Origin of the sequence: Chryseosolibacter histidinae, assembly GCF_018598225.1 — a bacterium.
GTDB lineage: Bacteria > Bacteroidota > Bacteroidia > Cytophagales > Cyclobacteriaceae > Chryseosolibacter > Chryseosolibacter histidini.
On the sequence record NZ_JAHESF010000011.1, the window covers coordinates 23213 to 47243 of the forward strand.

20 protein-coding genes and 1 pseudogene are annotated in these 24031 nt (G+C 50.4%); 11 read left to right on the forward strand and 10 right to left on the reverse strand.

All coding sequences use genetic code 11. From position 1 onward, the window contains the following. Positions 1-192: 192 nt before the first annotated feature. Positions 193-534 carry a hypothetical protein gene (locus KK083_RS12610; RefSeq protein WP_254163597.1) on the forward strand — a complete coding sequence of 114 codons (342 nt, stop codon included), beginning with the start codon at positions 193-195 and terminating at the stop codon, positions 532-534. Between the two features lie 171 nt (positions 535-705). Here KK083_RS12610 and dnaB read toward each other — a convergent pair whose 3' ends face one another. Continuing rightward, the gene (gene dnaB / locus KK083_RS12615; protein ID WP_254163598.1) at positions 706-2229 is read right to left on the reverse strand and encodes a replicative DNA helicase; all 1524 of its coding nucleotides are present in this window, start codon (positions 2227-2229) and stop codon (positions 706-708) included. 361 nt (positions 2230-2590) lie between these two features. Here dnaB and KK083_RS12620 point away from each other — a divergent pair, with 361 nt between their 5' ends. Both KK083_RS12620 and KK083_RS12625 read left to right on the forward strand, forming a co-directional pair. Then, positions 2591-3958 (forward strand): UDP-N-acetylmuramate--L-alanine ligase, encoded by a 1368-nt coding sequence (locus KK083_RS12620; RefSeq protein WP_254163599.1) that lies wholly within the window; start codon positions 2591-2593, stop codon positions 3956-3958. Between the two features lie 89 nt (positions 3959-4047). Continuing rightward, positions 4048-4851 carry a 3'-5' exonuclease gene (locus KK083_RS12625; RefSeq protein WP_254163600.1) on the forward strand — a complete coding sequence of 268 codons (804 nt, stop codon included), beginning with the start codon at positions 4048-4050 and terminating at the stop codon, positions 4849-4851. Positions 4852-5033: 182 nt separating this feature from the next. Here the strand turns inward: KK083_RS12625 and KK083_RS12630 are convergent, their stop codons facing one another. After that, positions 5034-5669 (reverse strand): DUF1684 domain-containing protein, encoded by a 636-nt coding sequence (locus KK083_RS12630; protein WP_254163601.1) that lies wholly within the window; start codon positions 5667-5669, stop codon positions 5034-5036. A gap of 114 nt (positions 5670-5783) precedes the next feature. Further along, positions 5784-6581, reverse strand: coding sequence for a M48 family metallopeptidase (locus KK083_RS12635; protein WP_254163602.1), 798 nt, complete (start codon positions 6579-6581; stop codon positions 5784-5786). An 89-nt stretch (positions 6582-6670) separates the two neighbouring features. Here KK083_RS12635 and KK083_RS12640 point away from each other — a divergent pair, with 89 nt between their 5' ends. From KK083_RS12640 to bcp, 3 genes and pseudogenes are all read left to right on the forward strand, one after another. Beyond that, positions 6671-7285, forward strand: a complete 615-nt coding sequence (locus KK083_RS12640; RefSeq protein ID WP_254163603.1) for a fumarylacetoacetate hydrolase family protein — start codon at positions 6671-6673, stop codon at positions 7283-7285. Between the two features lie 136 nt (positions 7286-7421). Beyond that, positions 7422-9194, forward strand: a complete 1773-nt coding sequence (locus KK083_RS12645) for a M23 family metallopeptidase (RefSeq protein WP_254163604.1) — start codon at positions 7422-7424, stop codon at positions 9192-9194. Positions 9195-9199: 5 nt separating this feature from the next. After that, positions 9200-9646: pseudogene (gene bcp, locus KK083_RS12650) on the forward strand (thioredoxin-dependent thiol peroxidase); the annotation flags it as partial. A 163-nt stretch (positions 9647-9809) separates the two neighbouring features. Here the strand turns inward: bcp and KK083_RS12655 are convergent. After that, on the reverse strand, positions 9810-10766 hold the full coding sequence (locus KK083_RS12655; RefSeq protein WP_254163606.1) for a glycosyltransferase family 2 protein: 957 nt from the start codon (positions 10764-10766) through the stop codon (positions 9810-9812). 182 nt (positions 10767-10948) lie between these two features. On the opposite strand from KK083_RS12655, the gene KK083_RS12660 reads away from it, so the two are divergent. Then, entirely contained in the window at positions 10949-12151 is a 1203-nt protein-coding gene (locus KK083_RS12660; protein WP_254163607.1) for a serpin family protein, read from the forward strand. Positions 12152-12254: 103 nt separating this feature from the next. On the opposite strand, the gene KK083_RS12665 is transcribed toward KK083_RS12660, so the two are convergent. Continuing rightward, positions 12255-13775, reverse strand: coding sequence for a serine hydrolase (locus KK083_RS12665; protein WP_254163608.1), 1521 nt, complete (start codon positions 13773-13775; stop codon positions 12255-12257). Between the two features lie 170 nt (positions 13776-13945). On the opposite strand from KK083_RS12665, the gene KK083_RS12670 reads away from it, so the two are divergent. The 4 genes from KK083_RS12670 (at position 13946) to KK083_RS12685 (ending at position 18949) form a co-directional block, all read left to right on the forward strand. Next, the gene (locus tag KK083_RS12670) at positions 13946-14794 is read left to right on the forward strand and encodes a transketolase (RefSeq protein ID WP_254163609.1); all 849 of its coding nucleotides are present in this window, start codon (positions 13946-13948) and stop codon (positions 14792-14794) included. 349 nt (positions 14795-15143) lie between these two features. Next, the gene (locus KK083_RS12675) at positions 15144-16115 is read left to right on the forward strand and encodes a DUF4382 domain-containing protein (protein ID WP_254163610.1); all 972 of its coding nucleotides are present in this window, start codon (positions 15144-15146) and stop codon (positions 16113-16115) included. Between the two features lie 114 nt (positions 16116-16229). After that, positions 16230-17636 (forward strand): vWA domain-containing protein, encoded by a 1407-nt coding sequence (locus KK083_RS12680; RefSeq protein ID WP_254163611.1) that lies wholly within the window; start codon positions 16230-16232, stop codon positions 17634-17636. A 359-nt stretch (positions 17637-17995) separates the two neighbouring features. Continuing rightward, positions 17996-18949, forward strand: coding sequence for a transketolase family protein (locus KK083_RS12685; protein ID WP_254163612.1), 954 nt, complete (start codon positions 17996-17998; stop codon positions 18947-18949). On the opposite strand, the gene KK083_RS12690 is transcribed toward KK083_RS12685, so the two are convergent. From KK083_RS12690 to KK083_RS12710, 5 genes are read right to left on the reverse strand one after another with little or no spacing between them, the layout of a single operon-like run. Beyond that, the gene (locus KK083_RS12690; RefSeq protein WP_254163613.1) at positions 18912-20009 is read right to left on the reverse strand and encodes a glycosyltransferase; all 1098 of its coding nucleotides are present in this window, start codon (positions 20007-20009) and stop codon (positions 18912-18914) included. The genes KK083_RS12685 and KK083_RS12690 overlap by 38 nt on opposite strands. Continuing rightward, positions 20006-20992 carry a glycosyltransferase family 2 protein gene (locus KK083_RS12695; protein WP_254163614.1) on the reverse strand — a complete coding sequence of 329 codons (987 nt, stop codon included), beginning with the start codon at positions 20990-20992 and terminating at the stop codon, positions 20006-20008. Before KK083_RS12695 ends, KK083_RS12690 begins: the two co-directional genes overlap by 4 nt. Before the next feature lie 16 nt (positions 20993-21008). Continuing rightward, complete coding sequence (locus KK083_RS12700; RefSeq protein WP_254163615.1) at positions 21009-22079, reverse strand: glycosyltransferase family 2 protein; 1071 nt, start codon at positions 22077-22079, stop codon at positions 21009-21011. Then, the gene (locus KK083_RS12705) at positions 22076-23011 is read right to left on the reverse strand and encodes a glycosyltransferase family 2 protein (protein WP_254163616.1); all 936 of its coding nucleotides are present in this window, start codon (positions 23009-23011) and stop codon (positions 22076-22078) included. Before KK083_RS12705 ends, KK083_RS12700 begins: the two co-directional genes overlap by 4 nt. Positions 23012-23017: 6 nt before the next feature. Then, on the reverse strand, positions 23018-24028 hold the full coding sequence (locus KK083_RS12710) for a polysaccharide deacetylase family protein (protein ID WP_254163617.1): 1011 nt from the start codon (positions 24026-24028) through the stop codon (positions 23018-23020). Positions 24029-24031: the final 3 nt, after the last annotated feature.

A 24031-nucleotide genomic window follows, 5' to 3' on the forward strand; every position in this document is an offset into this window, starting at 1 on the left:
TACTTCGGAAGCCCCATACTAGATTTACACACATAGTTCATTCGAAGGGCTTCTGGCTCCTGACTTCTAGCAAGCACACCACATTCATTCGAAGGACTCCCTCTTTTGGCTTCTGACTTCTGGCTTCTGACTTCTGGCGAACACACCTACTCACTATTTGGAGAATTACGCTATTTTAGCGTGTCTGCCTCTATGCTTAGAATCTTCAGATTAGGTGTATACTGCTTCGTTCTGGCCTCCTGCGTCTATCACGACCTTTCGCCTGACAGTCCACCAGTTGAGCCTGTTTGTGATCCGGCAACGACCAGCTGGCAAAACGATATTCTTCCCATCATGACAAACGCCTGCGCTACCAGTGGATGCCACGATGGGATTACACGCCGCGATTGGCGCAACTACAATGAAGTGAAACAATATGCGGCCTCCATCAAAAAGAAAACCCAGGACCGAAGCATGCCGTTCGACGGGCCATTGCCTCAACATGAGATCGATCTCATTGCCTGCTGGGTGGATGGGGGGGCTTTGAATAATTAGTAGACTTTTGACTAGGAGCCAGAAGTAAGGAGCCAGGAGTAAGGAGTCCAAACTTTATGATGATCTGCGCCTCATCGGGACTGCGATCTTAATATAGTAATGCATCACCGTACCTCGTACTTCGTATCTCGTACCTTGACAAATCGTTCCCGATAGCTATCGGGATCGTGCCTAGAACGGTGTTTCGTCATCATTCCGCGGTGGCATCGGCGGTGCGTCATCTCCCGGGAAGCTGTTAAGCCTGCTTTCACGGGTGATCATGCCAGAGAATGGATTATCGAATGAGCTGGGTTCATCCAGGTCGCCGAACTTGGTGAACTTGCCTATGAATTTCAGTTTGGCTGTTCCGGTAGAACCGTTCCTGTGTTTGGCGATGATCACTTCGCCCACCCCCTGCGTTGGTAAGCCTTCTTCGTCAACGGTGATCTTGTAGTATTCAGGACGATAGAGGAACATTACGATGTCGGCATCCTGTTCGATGGAACCGGATTCACGCAAGTCGGCGAGCTGCGGGCGTTTATCTCCTCCACGGGTTTCAACGCTACGACTGAGCTGTGACAGCGCCAGCACCGGTACGTTAAGCTCCTTGGCGATGCCTTTCAACGCACGGGAGATGGAAGCGATCTCCTGTTCGCGGTTACCACCCTGGTCGCCACGCATCAGCTGGAGGTAATCGATCACCACCAGTTGGATGCCGTGCTCCGCCTTCAACCTGCGGCACTTGGCACGCAGCTCGAGCACGGAAAGCGCGGGGGTATCATCTATGAAGATCGGGGCTGAAGACAGGCGGCTTGTTTTATGCACAAGCTGCGCCCACTCATGGTCAGCCAGCTGACCTTTTTTAAGCTTCTCACCTTCCAGCTCTGCTTCTGCGGAGATCATCCTGTTCACCAGCTGAATCGAGGCCATCTCCAACGAGAAGATCGCTACGGGGATCTTGAAATCGACCGCGGCATTTCTGAGCGAAGAGACCACGAACGCGGTTTTACCCATACCAGGCCTTGCTGCAATGATCACAAGGTCAGACCGTTGCCAGCCGGAGGTCATCCTGTCCAGCGCTGTGAAACCACTGGGCACACCGGTCAACCCGTCTTTATGATCCTTCAAAAGCTGAAGCTCGTTGATAGCCTGCGCCATGAGGTTGCGCATGTTATCATAGTTCTTGCGCAGGTTGGAGTCGGAGATCTCAAAGACCGACTGCTCCGTTTTATCGAGCAGCTCGAACACGTCTGTGGTGTCTTCGTAAGCATCGCTCTGGATCTGGGAGGCCACTTCGATCAGCGTACGCTTGATGGCCATCTCCATAATAACACGGGCGTGGTATTCGATGTTGGCCGCGGAGCTTACTTTGGCGGTGAGCTCTGCAATGTAATAGGCCCCTCCTACCAGCTCGATCTTTCCGTTCTTGCGCAGCTGATTGACCACTGTGCGCATGTCCACAGGCTCAGTGGCCTTGAACAGATCGATGATGGCCGTGTAAATTTCTTTGTGCCGGTCGTCATAAAAGTGATCGGGCTTGAGAAACTCGACCACGGCATTCAGCGCGTTCTTCTCGAGCATGAGCGCACCGAGCACCACTTCTTCCAGATCAAGCGCCTGAGGTGGCAACTTTCCCAAACCCTCCGAGATTTCTCTCGGAATCAGTTTGTTAGACTTGTTGCTGAACCTCAGTGACGTTGATCGGCCTTGCTCCATACAGTGGTTGTTGTACGTGTTTTATTTTATCAGGGCGACAAACGTACGGACAACAAGCTTCATAATACACACAACTTGTTAACAAAAGATTCACAAAAGGATGTTAACAAATAACATTCACCGCTGTGACAATTTGTGACAATCCAAATCTTTGCATCGTCATATCCCCAAAAACAGTGAGCGAAAACGCAAAGGATCAGGCCGGTCATGCACCCCAGCATACCCGCCGGTGAATTCGTTAATGTGCTGACCATGAGCTGCCAGCCCGAAGCCGCCATGAAAAAATACGCCCGGGCCCGCACCACCAGCTAGTGACTATTGAGTTTTTTTCATTTACTTTAAGCTCGAATTTTTACTGTCCATGCAGAAAAAGAAAATTCACTTTATAGCTATTGGTGGAAGTGTGATGCATAACCTGGCGATCGCCCTGAAGCAGGCGGGCCATGAGGTTAGCGGGTCTGACGATGAGATATTTGAGCCTTCACGCGCTGCATTGGCCAAGCACGGATTATTACCCGCGAAAGATGGCTGGCAACCGGAGAAGCTGGATGCTTCAACCGACATGGTCATTTTGGGCATGCATGCGGCAAAGGATAATCCCGAGCTTCTGAAAGCACAGCAGCTGGGTTTGAACATCCTCTCCTTTCCTGAGTACATTTTCGAGCACGCCAAAGATAAACAGCGGATCGTGATCGCGGGCAGCCACGGCAAAACCACCATCACGGCCATCATCATTCATGTGCTCAATTATTTTAACCGGAAGTTCGACTACGTGATCGGCGCCCGTGTAAGGGGCATCGAAAACACGGTAAGGCTCACCGACGCCCCCATGATCGTGATCGAAGGTGATGAATACCTCGCTTCAGCGCTCGACCCCACACCGAAATTCCTGGAATACCAGCACCATATCGGATTGATCAGCGGCATCGCGTGGGACCACGCCAACGTTTTTCCTTCCGAAGAAGAATATGTGCGCCAGTTCGACCTGTTTGCCGACCAGACCCCGAAAGGTGGCATCCTCATTTACTGCGAGCAGGATTCCATGGCCCTCATGATCGGCAAAAAAGAACGCGCAGACGTGACCGAGATCACTTACAAGAGTCATGCGCACACCTCCGATAACAACGGCCAGTTCTTCCTGACCGATGGAAAAGACCGTTTCCCCATAAAAATATTCGGCAGCCACAACTACCAGAATATCAGCGGGGCCAAGGAAGTGCTGAAACGTGTAGGCATCACCAACGAACAGTTCTTCGAAGCCATCACAAGCTTCCAGGGCGCAGCGGGCCGGCTTGAAGTGGTCAAAGAAAACACGCTTGCAACGGTCTACAAAGATTTTGCCCATGCACCTTCTAAAGTAAAGGCCACCGTGAAAGCTGTCAAAGAGATCCATCCTTCACGCGAGCTTCTGGCATGCGTGGAGCTTCATACGTTCAGCAGCCTGAATAAAAAATTCCTGCCCCAGTACAAGGACAGTCTGAAGAACGCCCAGGTGCCGGTGGTGTACTACAACCCCGAGAAGGTAAAAGCGAAAAAGCTCGAACCACTCGCTGAGTCAGACATCAAATCGGCCTTTGCCAACCCGAACATCAGGGTTTTTGATAATACCGAAAAGCTGGAGAATTTTCTGATGGAACAATCATGGAAGAATAAGAACCTGCTCATGATGAGCTCCGGAAACTTCGGCGGCATAGACATCGGCAAGCTTTCTGAAAAAATACTTTCCTGAGCACCGGGCCAGTTGAACGTAGACTCACACAATGACACATTAAACCTGTTGGCTTCATAAAATAACGGCATCATCGCTTTGACGAAGGAATGAAACTGAATTTACGCAACCCTATTTGCTTTTTTGATCTTGAGACAACGGGCGTGAACATCACACATGACCGTATCATCGAAATTGCCGTGATCAAGGTGATGCCCAACGGAGAGGTTCATCGCAAAACCAACCTGTTGAACCCGGGCATTCCCATTCCGCCGGAGAGCTCCGTATTTCACGGCATTTACGATGAGGATGTGAAAGACAAGCCCACCTTTAAAGAAGTGGCGAAAGAATATGCGAAGTTCATTGAAGGCGCCGACCTCTCAGGTTTCAGCATCCTGAAAATGGATGTGCCCATGCTGGTAGAGGAGTTCCTGCGCGCCGGAGTTGATTTCGACTACCAGCGCAAGAAGATCATCGACGCCCAAAAGATCTTTCACCTGATGGAGAAGCGAACGCTCGCTGCCGCCTATCGTTTTTACATGAACAAAGAGCTGCAGGAGTCACATACTGCCGAGGCGGATGCAGAAGCTTCCATGGAGGTATTGCTCGCCCAGGTTGAAAAGTACGATGGACAGGACGTGACCGATATCTCCGGGAAAAAGATCGGCGAGATCAAAAACGACATGGAAGTGCTGAGCAAGCTCACCGCCGCAGACATGGTGGACCTCGCCGGCCGCATGATCAAAAATGAAAAAGGAGAAGAGATCTTCAACTTCGGAAAGCACAAAAGCAAAAAAGTTACCGCCGTGCTGAAAGAAGAACCCGCCTACTACGACTGGATGATGAACGGCGATTTCCCGCAAGACACCAAACGAAAGCTCACCGAGATCAAGTTGAGAGGATTTAAGAAATAGTCCTCAGTCGACGGTCCACGGTTCACAGTAGTGTGGTATGACATTGGAGAATCGTACCTCGTAAAATCGTACCTCGTACCTCCACGAAGTAGGCGGTAGGCAATGAAAAGTAGGCAAATTAAAGACACAGCAACATACGGCTGTGGACTGTCGACCATGGACTGTGGACTCTGCGCGCAGGACTAGTGGGTAGTTTTAAACTTCTTCTCCCCTGCCGGGATGGCAATGGAAAGCTGATTGGGAGCGGGTGGAATAGGACATGAAAACCGGGGACTGTAACTGCAATAGGGATTGTAACACTGGTTGAAATCCACAATAACATCTTCGGTTTTGGGGATCCTGAATTCAAGGTACCGCCCCACCTCGTACGTTTCGTGCCCGTTGGTCAGGTCTGTAAAAGGAATGAACAGATAATCTTCATAACCGGGCCGTTTCATGATCTCGGGATTCTGGTAAACCTCAAGCTTGAAAGCCTGGCTGTCGATCGAGAAGTGCACCTCACCGTATTTGACATATTCTGGCAAACGCTCGGTGGTAGTCTTCATTTTGAACAGTGGCATGTTCTCCGTTCTGACAAACTTTGCATTCACCCGGTATTTCAGATCGATCGGGTAATATTTCAGTCCTTTAAATTTTCTCCGGTCGGCAGGCAGCAAGGGCGAACCTTTCTTATCCTTAAACTCTTTCTGCTGTTTCTCGCGATGGTCTTCGATCTCTTTTCGCGCGATAGCCTCATCCTGGGCATGAAGTGCGGACAAAGAAAAGGCCAGGAGAATGAGGGTTGCTCCTGACCGGATATGTGTTTTTAGATCTATCATTCATTAAAGAAGTTGACAATTGACAAGATGGCAATTGACAACGGACCGAGCAAATATCTCGAGCCCTTCCCAATTCTGGCAGCCCTTGTCAACTGCCCCATTGTCAACTGTCAACTATTTCTTATAGTACTGCATCGCTTCAGGAATGGCATCATTCAGGTCTTTGATGCGGGTGCTGTGTGAAGGGTGGGTCGACAACCATTCCGGGGGCGCGCCTCCGCCACTGTCAGACGACATCCTTTCCCAGAACTTGGGTGCTTCGTGGGGATCGTAGCCAGCCATGGCCATAAAGATCAAACCGATCTTATCGGCTTCGGATTCGTGCTGACGTGAGAACTTGAGCATACCTACCTGCGCTCCAACACCCACCGCCTGGAACAGCAGTTGTTTGGTCAATGTGGGATTCTGGCCCAAGGCCGCCCCAAAAGTGCCCAACAGGCCATTGGCCACCATGCCCTGGCTCATGCGCTCACGGCCATGGTTCGCAATCGCGTGCGCTACTTCGTGGCCCATTACCACGGCTACTCCCGCCTCATCTTTACAAATGGGCATAATACCCGTGTAAAAAGCCACTTTACCACCGGGCATACACCAGGCGTTGACGGTTTTAGGGTCGTCTATCAGGTTAAATTCCCACTGGAAGCCGGCGAGTTGGGAAGAGAGGTTCTTTTCGGCCATGTACCTTTCAACGGCCTTCTGGATCTTGACACCAACCTCCTTTACCATGGCAGTCTGCCGGGCGTCGGACGAGAGCTTGGCGGTTTTAACAATTGAATCATATTGGTGATTGACAACAGGAATGATCTCCTCGTTTGAAACCAGGTTGAGCTGCTGGCGGCCGGTAACCGCTACCGTGGCGCAGGCATACAGAATCAGACCGAGAAAAGAAAAAATTACCGCGTATCGTATCATAGTACTATTTTTAAGTTAAAGTGCAAATCTATACAGATATTGTTTCACTAGATTTGTGCCAGAATTATTTACCAAAATAAACCTATTCGATGAGAATTTTCGCTATTGGCCGCAATTATGCTGAGCACATTAAGGAGCTTAACAATGAAAGGCCTGACGAACCCGTGATCTTCACCAAGCCTGACACCGCCCTGCTCCGGGCCAATGCGCCGTTCTATTATCCTGACTTTTCAAAAGACATTCACCATGAAGTGGAGCTGGTGGTACGCATCAGCAAGGAAGGCAAAAACATCCAGGAGAATTTTGCATCCAAGTACTACGATGCCATCGGTGTTGGCATAGACTTTACGGCACGTGACTTGCAACAGAAAGCAAAGGAGAAAGGCTTGCCCTGGGATATCGCGAAAGGCTTCAACGGATCGGCACCTGTCTCTGATAAGTTTATCCCGGTATCGGAATTTAAGAACTTGAAAGATATTAACTTCAGCTTGTCGATAAATGGGGAACTTCGGCAACAAGGAAACACAAGCCTTATGTTGTTTAACTTCGATTATATAATTTCGTATCTCTCAAGATTTTTTACACTGCGGTCAGGAGATTTAATTTTTACGGGAACTCCGAAAGGGGTTGGCCCGGTTAAGATCGGTGACACCTTATCTGCTTCGATTGAAAATGAAACATTACTGGAGTTTAGCGTTAAGTAAAACCGTTATACTTTTCTTAACGGTTTGTCCATTTTTTTCCTCAGCACAATTCAGCCGGCCGGAAGAAAAATTTCCTGCTGGAGAAAAGTACCTGTACCCGATCAATCCGGGATATCCAGGCTCGCTTGCTGGGACCATGGGCGAACTCCGTAACACACACTTTCACTCCGGCATCGACATCAGAACCAACAACATCATCGGGCTGCCGGTGCTTGCCTCCAAAAGCGGATACATTTCACGCATCACCGTGAGCCCCTCGGGATACGGTAACGTGCTCTACATCACACACCCCGACGGAAACACAACCTTATACGCGCACCTCGACAAATTCAGCGGCCCGGTGGCGGCCTTCGTGCTGCAGGAACAGTACCGGCAGAAACAGGGTGATGTCGACCTGTTCTTCAAGGAAAACCAATTCCTGGTGAAACGTGGCGACACCGTTGCCCTTTCGGGAAATTCAGGCTCGAGCAGCGGACCACACCTGCACTTCGACATCCGCGATCCCAACAATTTTGCGCTGAACCCTTTATTGGTAGAGTCGTTTCCCGAGATCACAGATAACCTGCCGCCGGCCATCGAAAAGATCGCCCTCAAGACCCTCGATATTAATTCAAGGATCAACGACAGGTTTGGAAGGTTCGAGTTCTACGCACAACGCGTAGGTCAAAACTTCATTTTACCGGTTCCCATCATGGCAAGCGGCAATATCGGGGTCGAGATCCTGGCAAAGGATAAGCTGGCCCTGAAGAGCAGGTTCTACGGCGGCGTGAACTACATCGAGATGATGGTAGACAGCCAGCTGGTCTTCAATCAATCGATCGACAAGATCAACATTGCCGAGACCCGCAGCATCTACACGCTCATGGATTTTAAAACGCTGCGCACCCACGGTACACGCTTCTATAAATTGTATGTGGATGATGGAAACGACCTTAAGTTCTATGACAAGTCGCCTGGAAGGGGAAAGATAAAGATCGATCCGGCGCGCGCCTCGAAAGTACGCATCACCATGCGCGATACCTATGGCAACACCAGCAATGTCTCCTTCAGCCTGAAGCCCTCCGCTCCTTCCAGGAATGCAAAACTTCTCGAGCCGCTGAAGAATGCTGTTGAATACGATATCCTTGAAAACGTAATGATGGTCTCCGCACAGCCCTGTGCTACCGACAGTAACCGGGCCATCGTATACTCAAAAGCAGGACAGCAAACCATCGGGCCCGATTACGCCAACGCATTCAGGTCAGTTTATCTGATCGACCTTCGTAAAGATATTCCTGACTCGATAGTGGTATGCGGAAAATCCATTGTTCCGCACATCAGGGTAAGCGTTCCGCCCGGCCGTGACTATAGTTATTACAGTGACCTGATCGACATCCAGTTTCCTGATAAGGCATTGTATGATACGGTATACCTGAACGTGGATACCCAGATCACAGCTGACAGCAACGAGGTATACACCGTGGGCCCCAGAACGGCGCCGCTGGATAAGAGCATCAGTATTACGCTGCGGCCTGCGAAGCCACTGACGTGGGATAAGTCGCTGGCAGTTTACCGGGTGAACGGCAGAGCCTATACGTACCTGGGCGGTGGCTGGGAGAATGGTGGCATTCACTTCGCTACCCGGGAGTTCGGCCAGTTCGTGGTGCTGCGCGATACCGTTGCCCCCATCATTAAACCCGTTGGCGTGAATAATACCGCCGTACGGTTCAAGATCCGTGATAATCTTTCAGGTATTGCTACCTTTGAAGCGAGCATTAACGGCCAATGGCTGCTGATGCACTACGATAGCAAAACAGCAACGATCTGGTCGGAGAAGCTGAACAAGGCAGAGCCATTGAGGGGTGATTTTAAGCTGGTGGTAACCGATCTTGCGGGAAACGAAGCAACGTATACCCATAAAATATTCTAACACCCATGGCCCTGCAAGCTGGCGACAAAGCCCCTGACTTCACAGTGAACGATCAGGACGGCAACCCTGTAAAACTTTCAGACCTGAAAGGCAAAAAAGTGGTGCTGTATTTCTATCCCAAAGACATGACGCCAGGCTGCACCGCCGAAGCCTGCAACCTCCGGGATAATTACCGGTTCATGCAAAAGCAGGGTTATGAAGTGCTGGGGGTCAGCACCGACAACGAAAAGTCGCACCGGAAATTCATCGAAAAAGAAAAACTGCCTTTCCGCCTGCTGGCCGATACAAACAAAGTGATGCACGACGCTTACGGCACATGGGTGGAGAAATCCATGTATGGCAGAAAGTATATGGGCACGGCCCGCGTCACCTTTGTGATCGATGAGAACGGCGTCATCGAAGAGATCATTGGCAAAGTAGATACCAAAAACCATGCTGCACAGATCCTGAAGAACGAAGCGACAGCACCTGTAAAGGCAGTGGTTAAAGAACGTCCCGCCAAAAAAACTTCCGCCGTTAAAAAGGTGAAGAAGGCCGCACCCAAAAAGGTGAAAAAGGCTTCAGCCAAAGCAAAGCCGGCAAGGAAAGCAGCCGTAAAGAGAAAGAAGTAAACGTTTACTCCCCTCCCATTTTAACAGCTCCGGCCTCAACGGTCTCCGGCTCTTCCTTGTGTATAGTCCTGAATTTTTTGAAATACTTCAGCGCAGGCGGAACATAGTTCTTCGAATTCTTCACGTCATGCTGGGGTTGTGTATAGAAATAATGCTTTACCCTGGTGAGCTCGATGATCACTCTCGCCATGATGGAGTAGATGAGTCCCGGCTCTTTATCCAGTGTTCTCGGAAGCGTCCATACCCGGATGGAGCGATCGCGCACCTGCCTGATCTTACCATAGCGCATGAGTTGGAAGCACATCCTTCCGTCTTCACCGCGGATCTTGCGATCGACAAAACCTGTTTTTAATCCGAGTTCCTTCACATAGCCCATGCTCATGCCAAGGGCGTTAATACAAGGGCGATTGATATGTCGCAGCTCGCCGACAACATCACGGAGACATTCATACACAAACAACTTCCAGCGCGGTTTGTCTTTTGTTCCCAAAAAAGAATAGCGGCCGTAGATGCACGGTGTGTTGTCGCGCTCGAGTGTACGGGTCATTTTCTCGATCCATCCGGGTGGATACATGCAATCACCGTCAGCCATCAATATGTATTTTCCCTTCGCCATCTGTTGCCCCAGTTGTCTCGCAGGTCCGCATCCGGGTTTTGTTTGTATAAAAGATTTTACGTTGAGACGATTCAACACTTCTTGTGTACGGTCGGTTGAATTGTTGTTGATGACGATGATCTCTGCAGGAAAAGAAGTTCTGTTTCGCGACAGCGAATAAATTGTTCTTACGATGTTCGCTTCTTCATTGAACGCGGGTATCACGATCGATACAATAGGATCCTCACTTTGAATGGTTCCGAGATTTTTATTGATCTCGTAAAAAATAGATTCAGGAAAGTCTTCAAGCTTAGTGGCAGCGAGCAAGCGCTTGTCGATCCACGAAGGGTTTTTATAAAAATACATGAGTTGATGATTTATAATTTAAACTCGATTCGCATAAAATTTTGTACCGCAGAAATGAGTCACGCGAAACGAAAGTGATGTGAATCACATGAGAAAAATCATCGCGAGAAAAAAATAACGAAGCGGGCATTCCAACCTTTCAGCAAGCGGCCGTGTCTTAATAACAGACTAACACCAAATGCATGAAAAAGATAATTCCATTTGTACTGATCATTTTCGTTATGGCCTGCGAGTCCGCTCATGTCCAGCCAGACAATACGCCGAATTTACGGGCGATGTCTGCGGCAGAAGTGCAGATAACCCGAGGCGTCAACGACTTTACGTTCGATCTCTTCAAGCGTATAGACGAGCCTGCAAAAAATTCTTTCATGTCGCCGCTGAGCGTGAGCATGGCACTGGGCATGGTTATGAACGGCACGTCGGATGAAACCCGGCAAAGCATTCTCAATACGATAGACTATTCGGAATTTACTGCCGCTGAAGTAAACCAGGCATACAAAGACCTTACAGAACTGCTGCTTTCTATGGATCGGACAGTAACCATGGACGTTGCCAATTCGGTATGGCACAATCGTAACTACGCCGTAAACCGGGATTTCGTATCCATCGTACGGCAACAGTACGATGCCAAAGTTGAAGGACTTAATTTTTCCGCGGATGACGCGAAGAATACGATCAACAATTGGGTGGCAAACAAAACCCGTGAAAAGATCACCAAGGTTATCGAGAGAATCGCCCCTGAAGATGTGATGTTCCTGATCAACGCTATTTATTTCAAGGGAAGCTGGGCGCAGCAGTTCGATAAAACCCGAACCAGCGTGGCACCTTTCAAGACCGTTGACGGTACATCAGTTACAGCAGACATGATGCATGCGAAAGACGCTGTTGTGCAGCTTTATCAAAATGACGAGGTGCAGGTTGTAGACGTGCCTTACGGGAATGGACAGTTCAGCTTCACCATTGTGGCACCCTTTTCAAATCTTAATGAAATGACAGGTGTTCTCGATGCAGCACAACTTACAGGCTGGATCTCCCATGCCGACAGCACAAAGATAACGCTCAGGATGCCACGGTTTAAAATGCGCTGGCAAAAGGACCTCAAAGAAACGCTTATGAGTATGGGAATGAAGATAAACGGGTTCCCGAATCTGTTTGAGTCCATCTCCGACAACCTGGAGATCTCAAAGGTTGATCACCAGGCCTATCTCGATGTGAACGAAGAAGGCACGGAAGCAGCCGCCGTAACTACAGTAGGCATTCAGTTGACTTCTGCGCCAATAGAACGCGTGATCACCATCGACAGACCCTTCCTCTTCATGATCCGTGAAAAACACTCCGGCGTCATCCTGTTCATGGGAAAACTCGTGAACCCGTCAGACCTCTAAGTGTATTAACCAACGCAATGTGCAGGTGACTGTAACACTTACTGCATTTCACCTGCACATTGTAAAGTTCTGTTGCTCCTCCTGACTCCTTGCTCCTGGCTTCTTACTCCTGTTTCCTCACCTTCAGCTCTTCGAAGAAGAAATCATCATTCGGCACATCGAAGGTCAGGCCAGTGATCTTATTGTTGTTATCAAGATCAAACCGCACCGTTCCAAATGAGAACCACGCCAGCACTTCAGGATTTTCCCATTTGAGCTCCCACACGTCATAGTGCCAGTGCTCCAGCGAGGCCGCAAGATCGGGCGTATGTTCGAATGACACTTTCAACTTTCCCGCCTCTTGCTTCACCGTGATCTTGCCGTAGCTGTCGCTGATATAAGTGCCGGCATAAGCATCAAGCGGTAACGAAGGTTTCGTGCTCATTACCCGCGCTTTTTTCCGGTCTTCAACCCGGGTATCCTTATTTTTGGCTGCGTTGGCCAAGGCTTCCGCCGACCAGTCTTTTTCGGGCGCTTTCAGGAATGCATCGATGGTGTAGTTCACCAGCGGCGCGAACACGGACCTCATGCCATTGGTGAGCACAACAACACCAAGGTTCTCATCGGGGATCAACGCTACGGCTGACAGCATGCCCGAGTATCCACCGGTATGCCCTACCCGCAGCCTTCCGCGGTAATCGTTGATGGTCCATCCCAGCCCGTATGCCCTCATGTGCACCGACTTGTCTTTACCGGTATGGTCAACGGTGAAGGTATTGTGCGGAGTCCACACCATATTGCGTGCTTGTTTCGAAAGCAACGTATCGCCATTCCAGATACCATGGTTGAGGTTAAACATCATCCACTGCGCCATGTCTCTCACGCTGGAGATGACACCGCCGGTAGCCGCCACGTGCTCCCAATCTTCCCACGAAATAGGCTTGTGCACATTGTCGAACAAAGCGTGGGGCGTGGCATAGTTTCCTTTTTTAGCGAGGTCTTTTGTTGTGGTAACAGACCTGCTCATGCCCAGCGGCGTGAAGAAACGTTCGCGGATGGTTTCTCCCCATGACTGGCCTGTGATCTTTCTCATCACCTCTCCTGCCGTGATGTACATTACGTTGGAATAACCGTATCCGGAACGGAAATCATATGCCCTCGGAAGATACTTCACACGTTTAATGATCTCTTCAGCATTGAGCGTTGAACGATACCAGATGAGGTCACCACTGAATGTACCGAGCCCCACGCGATGGCATAACAGGTCGCGGATGGTGGCCTCATGCGAGACCCAGGGATCGTACAATTCAAAATACGGAAGGTGCTTTTTCACCTTGTCGTTCCAGCCCAGCTTGCCTTCGTCCACAAGCTGCGCGATGGCCGCGGAGGTAAAGGCCTTCGAGTTAGAGGCAATGGCAAACAGCGTATGTTCGTCAGGCGCTTCAGGCTTGCCCAGTTCCTTAACTCCATAACCTTTGCTGAAAACTACTTTGCCATCTTTTACAATGGCGATGCTCATGCCGGGTATGCCCCAGTCTTTCAGGGCCTTGCTGTAATAGGCATCCAGTTTTTTCAGGTCTGCCTGAGCGTGCAGGCCGGAATAAGAAACGTGAACGATCAGGAGCAGGAAGACAAGCTTTTTCATGATGAGGAGGTGGTTTATTATTCCAAAGTAGCAGTTTTTTGTGCATTGCCACAGCAACGGGCTCAGATTAGCCCCCGGGATGGGGATTTTGGGAAATACACGGCATTCGCCGCATAAAACTTTGCGTGGTTTCTAAATTTCCTCCATCTTCGCGCCAAAATTTGCCATTCATGAGCCAACCTGATTTGAACCGCCTGAATAAACTTGCTACCCAGATCCGCAGGGATATTGTACGTATGGTACATGCCTGCCAGTCCGGTCACCCGGGCGGATCGCTGGGCTGTACGGAATATTTTGTGGCATTGTACTTCCACCTGATGAAGCACGATCCGAAGTTCAACATGAATGGTACTGGCGAAGACCTTTGTTTCCTGTCGAATGGCCATATTTCACCTGTCTGGTATGCTACGCTGGCACGGGCCGGATACTTCGATGTGAAAGAGCTGTCGACATTCCGTTTTATCGACTCAAGGCTTCAGGGTCACCCTGCCACACATGAGCACCTTCCTGGCATTCGTGTAGCCTCCGGTTCACTGGGACAGGGATTGTCTGTGGCAACCGGTGCCGCGCAGGCAAAAAAGCTGAACAACGACGATCGTTTCGTTTATGTACTGATGGGTGACGGCGAACAGCAGGAAGGTCAGATCTGGGAAGCCGCCATGTATGCTCCCCACCACAAGGTTGATAACCTGATCGCCACCATCGATGTCAACGGACAACAGATAGACGGCCCCGTAGACAAGATCATGTCACTGCTCGACCTGAAAGCGAAATGGGAATCTTTCGGTTGGATCGTACAATCGTTCAACGGAAACAAGATGGAAGAAGTCATTGCAGGACTTGAAAAAGCAAAATCGCTGGCCAAACAAGGCAAGCCTGTGATGAACCTGATGAAAACCGAAATGGGCTTCGGCGTAGACTTCATGATGGGTTCTCACAAATGGCACGGCGTTGCCCCCAACGACGAAGAGCTGAAGAAAGCCCTCGCACAGCTCGAAGAAACCCTCGGCGACTACTAAAATTAGACATGAGTTTTAGATATGAGATTTGAGACAATGCAGTCTCGGGAAATTCTCATGTCCTTGTTTTGCTCCTGCTTATCAGCCCCCATCTCGTACCTCGTACCTCGTACCTCGTACCTCGTACCTCGTACCTCGTACCTCGTACCTCTCTTCCCTGTAGAAAATATCCACACTTTTCCCCAAATTTATTACATCCATTTTCTGACAGCAGCTCGACGCCTGTTTTAGGCTGTTAGTTGTTTTTAAGCAACGATTCGACGCTCAGCACCCGCTTTCCACAGTTACGCCACAATGTTTTGCCGTATAAGTGATCATAAATATTACACAACCAAAACAAACAATGTTTATGAGAAAGAACAGTCTTAGTTGGATTACAGGGCTTTTATTTGGCTGTGCAGTAGCTACGTTCACAGCCTGCGATAATGATTCAAATGAGCCCATGGGGCAGGGAGAAGTTGAGTTCGAGATCACGGATGCCCCCGTTGACGATGCCAGTGTTAAGAGTGTGGTGGTGACAGTAGCCGATGTAAAAGTGGATGGCCAGTCACTGGCGGGTTTCACCAAACAAACCATTGACCTGAAAGCTTACTTCGACGGCAACACCAAGATCCTTGGAAGCGCCGTGATGGATGCCCGCGCGTATTCCAATGTTGCGCTCGTGCTTGACCTCGATGCCGATGCACAAGGTAACAGTCCTGGATGTTACGTGCTGGGTCAGGATAACGTGAAGTACAAGCTCAAGAGCACCACCACCGGAAAAACAGATATCATTCTCAACCAGTCGTGGAGGGCGGCCAAAGACACGAAAACAAAAATTGTGATGGACTTCGATCTGCGCAAAGCCATCCGTTATTCAGATGATGCCGCGGTTCGTTACAGCTTTGTGAGCGACAACAACCTGCAGGCTGCCGTAAGATTGGTGGCGCGTGAGCAGTCGGGCACGCTGAAGGGAAGTTTCCAGGAGAGCTCGGAAGTGAACGCCGAAAAGATCATTGTGTACGCTTATAAAAAGGGAACGTTCAACGCCACCACAGAAACGCAGGCACAAGGCACCGACGGCATCTACTTTAAAAATGCCGTTGCCAGCGCTGAAGTGAAAGATGGTCTCACCGGCAAGGTATACACCCTCGCTTTTTTGCAGGAAGGTGATTATGAGTTGTACTTTGCCGCGTACTCTAAAAATTCATCCACAGGAAGGGTTTCGTTCGATGCCATGCTTCAATCCGAAACACGTGTCGATGGAACGGTAGCAAGCATTATCAAGGTGAAGGCCGCTACATCACTCAACGTATCCACTTCCATCAAAGGAATAATTTAAAAGTCGGTTTTAGTTGCTTTAGTCTGATGCCTTCACGAGACCGATCTTGTGAAGGCATCTTTATTTCCCATCGCTCCACGCAATGATGTTCGCATTTTTGAGTTATACTTGAACATGGAGCCACTTTACAAGACCATACAACGTCCCCGCTTCTTTTTTTTATGCTTCGTTATTTCTGCCTCGTTTGCCGTCACTGCCGCATGGGGTCAGAACAAATTGCAGCAGAAGGTTCCGGAAAAAACGCGGATCCTGTTTGTATTGGATGGCTCGGGCAGCATGGAAGCCCTTTGGCATGGTCAGCAATCTAAAATGGATGTGGCGAAAAATATCCTGACGAAGCTGGTCGATTCATTGCGCATCAACAATGACCTCGAGCTCGGCCTCAGGGTCTATGGCCACCGGTTCTCACGCCAGGCCAACAATTGCCAGGACAGCAATCTGGAGGTACCGTTTGCGCCGAAGAATCACAACACCATCATCGGCAAGATCAAAGCGATAAAACCCAAGGGCGTCACTCCGATCACTTTCTCGTTGCTGCAGGCGGCGAAAGATTTTCCTGCTACGGCGGGGTACCGGAATATCCTGATCCTGATCACCGATGGTATTGAGTCGTGCGGCGGCGATCCCTGCGCGGTGTCGCTGGAGCTTCAGCGCAAAGGTGTTTTTCTAAGACCTTACGTTATCGGGCTGGGACTTCAGGGCGGAAGGGTGCTCGACTGCGTTGGGAAGTATATCGATTCGGATAACTCGCGCTCGTTCAATAAAGTGCTGAACAAAAGCATCGAAACCAGCCTTGCGAAGACCACCGTGAGCGTTGAGCTGTTGAACGGTGACGGCAAACCTGTGGAGACCAGCGTGAACGTAACGTTTACCAATGCCATCACGAATGTAGCTGCCTATGAATTTGTACATTATCGCGACAAGCAGGGCCGCCCCGACTCGGTGCAGGTTGACCCGGTGCCTACCTATGACATCACCGTAAACACCGTGCCCCCCGTGATCGTGAAAAATCCGGAGATCGTTAACGGTACACATAACGTGATCACCATCGCGGTGCCTCAGGGAAGGCTCGTAGCACGGCCCGAAGGAAGAGGCAACGCGTTCTCGTTCGTGGTTCGGCAGAAAGGGCGAAGTGAGATCCTGAACCAGCAGCGCAGTGGAGAATTGTACCGGTACCTGGCAGGCGAATACGAAGTGGAAACACTCACCCTGCCACGAAGGATCTTTGCCGTTTCTATCAAAGCAGACCAGACTGAAACCATTATGTTGCCTTCTACCGGCCTGGTGAATATCAATACGCTATCACCAGGTATCGGCAGCCTGTTCGAGATCCTGGAATCGGGCGAAACGCGGTGGGTGTGCCACCTCGAAGAAACAGCCGCGCAACATTCCTACAACCTGCTGCCAGGAAAATACAAGATCGCCTTCCGGGTGCGTCAGGCGGCGGGCAGCAAATACACCGCCATCAAGACCTTTGAGCTGAAGTCAGGACAGACGCTGAATCTGAATATGTTTAATTAGTAAAAGGGTGCTGATATTTTCTCCCGCGGATTTCGGGGATGAGCGCAGATTTTGTTGAGCATTTATCAGCGGATTTCTGCGCAATCTGCGGGCAATGCATTCTAATCCAGCACGAACCAGGGCAGCAGCATAATGATCAATCCTATAATAAACCAGAGCAGATATTTGCGGTTTGTGTTATCGGTGGAAGTCATAGGTTAAGGATTCGCTTATGGATGCCTTTACGGGGCTGTGGTGGAGCGGGTTCCTTCCGTTTTGGGGTATATTAGGTTCTTTAACAAATCATTAACAGATTGGCAGGCAGACTGCTGGCAGTTCAAAATTATTTTACGACTTTCGCGGAGCATTTTTACAAAATCATGACTAAATACACCTTTACCGAGAAGAAAGACACCCGTTCAGGCTTTGGCGCTGGCCTTCATGAGCTTGGCAAGAAAAATCCGAACGTAGTGACCCTTTGTGCCGACCTTACCGGATCGCTCAAAATGGACGCCTTCAAGAAAGATTTTCCCGAAAGGTTCTTCCAGGTGGGCATTGCGGAAGCCAATATGATGGGACTTGCTGCGGGCATGACCATCGGGGGTAAGATCCCTTTTACGGGTACTTTTGCCAATTTCTCCACCGGAAGGGTGTATGACCAGATCCGTCAGTCCATCGCCTATTCCGGTAAAAACGTAAAGATCTGTGCTTCGCACGCCGGGCTTACCCTGGGCGAAGACGGTGCCACACACCAGATCCTCGAAGACATCGGCATGATGAAAATGCTTCCCGGCATGACGGTGATCGTTCCCTGCGACCACAACCAGACCAAACAAGCCACGCTGGCATTGGGAGATCACGTTGGTCCAGCTTATTTAAGGTTCGGAAGACCCAGCTGGCCGATCTTCATCGCGCCTGACCGCCCGTTTACCATCGGTAAGGCAGACAAGATGATCGAAGGCAAAGACGTAACCATATTCGCCTGTGGCCACATGGTATGGCAGGCCATCGAAGCGGAAGCAAAACTTGCCGAAAAAGGTATCAGCGTTGAGCTCATCAATATCCACACCATCAAGCCGCTGGACGTGGAAGCTATTCTGGCATCGGTACAAAAAACAAAATGCGCCGTTACCTGCGAAGAGCATCAGATCAATGGTGGCCTTGGCGATAGTGTTGCCCAGGTGCTGTCACGTTTCGCTCCTGCTCCGCTGGAGATGGTTGCCGTGAACGATTCTTTCGGCGAAAGCGGTACACCTACACAGCTTCTGAAAAAATACGGACTGGGTCCTGAGAATATCATTGACGCAGTGCAAAGAGTTTTAAAAAGAAAGTAATTCTGAAACGGGCCGCAAATTGCGGCTCTTTTCTTTTTATCCCCTGCGCTTCAACGCACGCATCCTTGAATTTGAGGATCTCTTCGTGCGTTCTCACAATGGCATTGAATTCCTTGAAATAGGCCACCAGCTTGCATTTCAGGATCACATGCCTGAAGTATAACAACCTTCCCTGCACAGACATTGGCGCCGTCACCAGCCTCCTGCCATTGACCCTGATGAATTGCCGCAAGCAGAAGAAGAAATCCCTGATCATGGTAATGATGGAGAATTTACTGGTGCTCGTGTCAGCAGCGATCATCTTGTAAGAAGTAAGCACATCAAAACAACGCGAGCTCTCGCGCGCATACCGCATCAGGTATTGCCAGGTGAGGCGATCTTTGGTGATGAAGTGCGAAAAACAAAGACGGTCGTCGTACCAAATATCGTAGCCCATGATGGACAACGCGAAGCAAAGCTCATGATCGCCACCCGAGGTTAATTCCGTTCCCTTACGGTCGGTCAACAAGCTTCTGAAGCCCAGCTCCCTCAACTGGAGATAGGCAGACCTTCTGATCACGCAACCCGCGCCATAGATGCGGTTCTTCATCACTTTCCCGGGGCGGTCTGCCTGCTCGCCCGCTGCAAAGATGCCCGCGTGCTTGACCCACTCGGGTGGCTCCACTTCAAACACGAGCTTACCGAGTCCTCCCAGCGCGGCAATACGGGCGTTTCCCATCATGATCTCGTAGGCCGTGGCGGCGTAGCTCTCTTCGATCCAGTTATCATCATCACATAAGATCACAAACTCATACCTGGCTTCTGCAAATCCCCGGGCGCGGGCATGGCTCAATCCCAGTGCAGGCTCGTACACGATGCGCAACTCCCCTGAAGGATCAAGGGAATTCCAGATCGATTCAACGATCGCCGATGATTGGTCTGTGGAAGCATTATCAACCAGGATAAACTCCCACGGCACATACCGCGGAACTGCCTGACGGGCTATGTGCCTGACGGTTTCAGGAAGCCGTGCTGCGCCGTTGTGGCAGCAAATGATGATGGAGACGCCATGCCAGCTCATAAATTCAAGGTCATTCGTGTATAAAGCTTGAGGATCTTATAGAACAATCCGAAGTCTCTGCTCATGGTCCAGGCGGCACGCGCTTGTGCCACGGCTGCGCCCCTGTGCTTTAAATGCTTCCATAACGTGTTGGCCGTGCGCAGGGCATAATGCGCATAGAACCTGCGGCTGCGCTTCATGATCGTGGTACGCCTGTCCGGGGGCAGGTACTGCTGGATCCTTTCCATCACCAGCGAAAGCTCTTTCATATTCCGCCCGGTGAGAAACGATTTGCCCGAGATAGAAGAAAAATGCCTCCTGTATTCCGCCAGTACGTTCGGGATGTAGGCCGTTTGATACTGTGAGGCTATGCGCATCCACATCTCCCAGTCTTCGCCATATTCAACGCCATAAAAACTGCCCAGCTTTTCATATACGGCGCGTCTTACCACCATGGCCACATACTGGATCCGCTGATGCTCGCCGAGCTTTGAAACCCAGTTGCGCAGAATGCCTTCCTGATCCATCTCCTGCTCATGGTTGTACATGAATTGACCCTGGGCATCGATGTAAGCGTAACGGCAAAAACCGGCGCCAGCTTCCGGATATTTGGTGAACAGTTGTTCAAACTGGTTATAAAAACCGTTTCTGATCCGGTCGTCGCCATGCAGGATGTGCACCAGGTGGCCGCGCGCACGATCGATGCAGGTCTGGAAATTTCTCAGGCTGCCCACGTTCTGCGGCTGCCTGAAATACAATACCCTGCCCTTCCCTACTTCTTCCACTATGGCTCTAACATCTGCGTCGGTGCTCGCATCATCGATCACTTCCACCTGCATGTGGTCTGCACCGGGGTACTGGCATAAAACGCTCACGAGTGTTTCGCGGAGATAAGCCGAGCAATTGTAAACAGGGATCATCACCGACCATGTAGGCCTCTTCACGCCCGGTGGAATGGCCCTGATCACAGGAGGTTTGTCCGGTATTCTTTCTGCTGTACGCATTGTTCCTGCTTTGTTTCTAAACAACCCTTTGAGGGTTCAGAACCCTCAAAGGGTTACCTACTATCCGGATGGCTTCCTTGATCCGCCACCGCAGCGAATGCAGGGCTAACGCACACAGTATTGGCCATGCGTTGGTTCGCAGCAACAGCCCAACCGATTGTGCTTTCGGCAGCGCCTTTCCCAGCTCCATGAGCATAAATCTTTTTTTGAAATAGTGTGCAGCCCTGATCGAGCGCGGATCCCCGTTGGGATTTTCTGTTCGCAGGATCCGTTCAGTGATCGCGTCAAGCACTGAGAAACACGCCAGAATCTCGGCCATATCTCCAGTTTCAACTACCGGCCCGAAGTTGTGCCTGAGGCATTCCAGCACGGGCATGGAGATGGTAAAATCATCTCCCATATAGTACCGGATGTTACGGAGCACATTCTGCTCATTGGCCAGGTCATATTCCTTCTTCTTCGTCACGGCATTCAGGCTGGAAGAAGAGAGCCGATAATCCAGTAAAGGTTCTGCCAGGTTGCCGATCTCGAAACGGGTGGAGAGCTTCCAGAACAGATCGTAATCTTCGGAGTATGGCATGCTGTACATATCCACGCGCTCCGCAGCCTTTTTTCTGAACATGATCGTGGGATGATACATCCAGCACTCGAACGTCAGGTTGTAGTAGTAAAAATTGCTTCTGTACCGCTCCAGGCGTACAAATTTTTTGTCTTCGGTGACCACCCTCGCCCAGGTTGATAAAAGCGCGCAGGCAGGGTGACGCAACATGTAATCATACTGCTTCTGAAGCCGTGTGGGATAGCTGATGTCATCTGCGTCCATACGGGCGATCAGCTCTGTCGATGACAGCGCGATCCCTTTATTGAGGGTGGCCGAAATGCCAAGGTTCTTTTCGTTTTTGAACAGCCTGATCCTGGCATCGTTATACGACTCAACGATGGCTACACTATCGTCAGTAGAGCCGTCGTCGATGATCAGGAATTCAAAATCCGCAAACGTCTGGCGAAGAATGCTCTCCATCGCTTCACGTAAAAACGGTCCGGCGTTGTATACCGGCATCAGAACGGTGACCTTCGGTGTGCTCATGTCTTGCTGTAGCTAAGAATTCCGAGCTTGACCAGCACCCTTGCTGCCAGCGCTTTGGCCATCTTCGGGTAATCAACCATAACCTTGTATCTGAACGGCTCAATGTAAGGCATTCGGGCACGCTGCACCAGCGCTTTCACCCGCCGGTAAGGTATCTTCTGATATTTCAGATACTGAGAGAACCATTGCAAAAAATAACTTCTCACCATGTGATACTTCCCACCGTTGCTGATGGAAGCCACCAGTGATGTGGGGCGCTGGCGGTATCGGTTATGCCATGCGGCGGATACGTATACAACCTCCTTCAGATACACCTTGCAGAGAAAAGCCTGGTCTTCGTACATCTGATAAATGCCCCGGAATGATTCTTCAAATCCATAATTATCCAGCACTGAACGGCGCACCATCATACCGGATGGGCACGGCGCAGCACCGGCCCCCAGCGGATACAGTGTAAGGCTCAGCTGCGGCGGCCTGTAGATGCCTTCCTGCGCACCCACCGGAACGATCACGTCGGGTTTAGACGGGTCGTTCCAGCTGTTCCAGTACTGTGAAGCTTCCAGCACCACGGTGACGTTGGTTCTTCTGAAGATTTTCAGCTGCGCGCTGAGCTTGTCGGGCAACCATACATCGTCTGCATCGATGAAGGCCACGTAATCGCCCTGGGCGCTTTCGATACCAAGGTTCCGGCTTGCGCTGAGGCCTTCGTTGCAGTGCCCCCGGTGATGCATGTAACGGATCTTGTCAGGATAACGCGCAGCATACTGCTTTGCGATAGCGGTGCTCCGGTCTACGGATCCGTCATCCACCAAAAGCAATTCCCAACGGTTATGATCCTGGGCAAGCACGCTGTCGATAGCCTCTTCGATAAATCGCTCTTCGTTAAAAAAACAAAGGATCACCGAAACAAGTGGTTTGTCTGTCGCTTCCATATCGTATCAATTCATGAGTTGCTGTATCCTGAAAGAAAATTCCGCTGCCTGCCAATTCTTTACCTGCACGCGGGGCAGTGCATAAAGGTCCGCCGCGGAAGTTACTGCACGCGATTCTGTTGAAACCGCATACTGGTATCCAGCCTCGCGCAGCAATGATTTTGTCGTGGCATTGTAGTTGCCATAGGGGTACGCAAAGCCATGGATATTTTTTCCCAGCAGCTTTTCAATTTCGCGTTTGCTCTGCTGCACCTCATAAGCTTGCACTGCCTCATCCTGCTCCCCGAGCATGGCGTGGTTTACCGTATGTGCGCCGATGGAAAACAGCCCATTGGCATTGAGCTTCTGCACCTGGTAAGTGTCCATCACAGCACTGTGTGTATCACAAACCCTTGACGTGCCCGCCCATGCACGAAGCTGGTCAAGTACGGCGCGCTGATCTTCGTGTGTTAAGGGCTGCATCCGCTGCCACAGTCCAAGATACAGGGCTATTCGCTCGTTGGGCACCTGCATACCATAACGCCAGCAGCTGATCTCCTGGATGACCTTGCAGCTCAGGTGAGAGTGTCTTCTGAAATGGAAACTGAAATCCTCACCGCCGATGCGGATGTCGAGACAGAATGGAAGGTGCTGGCTATTGAGAATGATGGCCTGAAGCTCATCCCACCAGTACATCTGCGGATGTTTCAACGCATGGGTGGCGATATAAAAAGTTGCCGGCAACCGGTACCATTCCAGCAGCGGGGCGGCGTTGCTGTAATTGTCTGCGAAGCCATCATCGAACGTAATGGCTACCATATTTTTTCGTAGTCTTTTTTGAAGCAAGCTGTGCACAAGCTCGTCGATGGACACTACATCGAACGTTCGCTTCAACCTGTCAAGCTGTTGCTCGAACCTGTCAGGATACACCGCCAGCTCCCAGGGATCACTTCGCTTCTCGCATACCTGATGATACATCAGTATAATGGCTTTTTTCGCGCCTGCATTCCTGATCCGGTTCCAAAGGTTACACAACATACT

What these genes read in the sequence shown, in the direction of transcription:
- KK083_RS12635 (WP_254163602.1), bottom strand. Translation starts at nt 6,581, where the DNA reads ATGATACGATACGCGGTAATTTTTTCTTTTCTCGGTCTGATTCTGTAT.
- KK083_RS12665 (WP_254163608.1), bottom strand. Translation starts at nt 13,775, where the DNA reads ATGAAAAAGCTTGTCTTCCTGCTCCTGATCGTTCACGTTTCTTATTCC.
- KK083_RS12630 (WP_254163601.1), bottom strand. Translation starts at nt 5,669, where the DNA reads ATGATAGATCTAAAAACACATATCCGGTCAGGAGCAACCCTCATTCTC.
- KK083_RS12645 (WP_254163604.1), top strand. Translation starts at nt 7,422, where the DNA reads ATGGGCGAACTCCGTAACACACACTTTCACTCCGGCATCGACATCAGA.
- KK083_RS12675 (WP_254163610.1), top strand. Translation starts at nt 15,144, where the DNA reads ATGAGAAAGAACAGTCTTAGTTGGATTACAGGGCTTTTATTTGGCTGT.
- KK083_RS12710 (WP_254163617.1), bottom strand. Translation starts at nt 24,028, where the DNA reads ATGTTGTGTAACCTTTGGAACCGGATCAGGAATGCAGGCGCGAAAAAA.
- KK083_RS12680 (WP_254163611.1), top strand. Translation starts at nt 16,230, where the DNA reads ATGGAGCCACTTTACAAGACCATACAACGTCCCCGCTTCTTTTTTTTA.
- KK083_RS12640 (WP_254163603.1), top strand. Translation starts at nt 6,671, where the DNA reads ATGAGAATTTTCGCTATTGGCCGCAATTATGCTGAGCACATTAAGGAG.
- KK083_RS12670 (WP_254163609.1), top strand. Translation starts at nt 13,946, where the DNA reads ATGAGCCAACCTGATTTGAACCGCCTGAATAAACTTGCTACCCAGATC.
- KK083_RS12700 (WP_254163615.1), bottom strand. Translation starts at nt 22,079, where the DNA reads ATGAGCACACCGAAGGTCACCGTTCTGATGCCGGTATACAACGCCGGA.
- KK083_RS12660 (WP_254163607.1), top strand. Translation starts at nt 10,949, where the DNA reads ATGAAAAAGATAATTCCATTTGTACTGATCATTTTCGTTATGGCCTGC.
- dnaB (WP_254163598.1), bottom strand. Translation starts at nt 2,229, where the DNA reads ATGGAGCAAGGCCGATCAACGTCACTGAGGTTCAGCAACAAGTCTAAC.
- KK083_RS12695 (WP_254163614.1), bottom strand. Translation starts at nt 20,992, where the DNA reads ATGCGTACAGCAGAAAGAATACCGGACAAACCTCCTGTGATCAGGGCC.
- KK083_RS12705 (WP_254163616.1), bottom strand. Translation starts at nt 23,011, where the DNA reads ATGGAAGCGACAGACAAACCACTTGTTTCGGTGATCCTTTGTTTTTTT.
- KK083_RS12685 (WP_254163612.1), top strand. Translation starts at nt 17,996, where the DNA reads ATGACTAAATACACCTTTACCGAGAAGAAAGACACCCGTTCAGGCTTT.
- KK083_RS12625 (WP_254163600.1), top strand. Translation starts at nt 4,048, where the DNA reads ATGAAACTGAATTTACGCAACCCTATTTGCTTTTTTGATCTTGAGACA.
- KK083_RS12620 (WP_254163599.1), top strand. Translation starts at nt 2,591, where the DNA reads ATGCAGAAAAAGAAAATTCACTTTATAGCTATTGGTGGAAGTGTGATG.
- KK083_RS12690 (WP_254163613.1), bottom strand. Translation starts at nt 20,009, where the DNA reads ATGAGCTGGCATGGCGTCTCCATCATCATTTGCTGCCACAACGGCGCA.
- KK083_RS12655 (WP_254163606.1), bottom strand. Translation starts at nt 10,766, where the DNA reads ATGTATTTTTATAAAAACCCTTCGTGGATCGACAAGCGCTTGCTCGCT.
- KK083_RS12610 (WP_254163597.1), top strand. Translation starts at nt 193, where the DNA reads ATGCTTAGAATCTTCAGATTAGGTGTATACTGCTTCGTTCTGGCCTCC.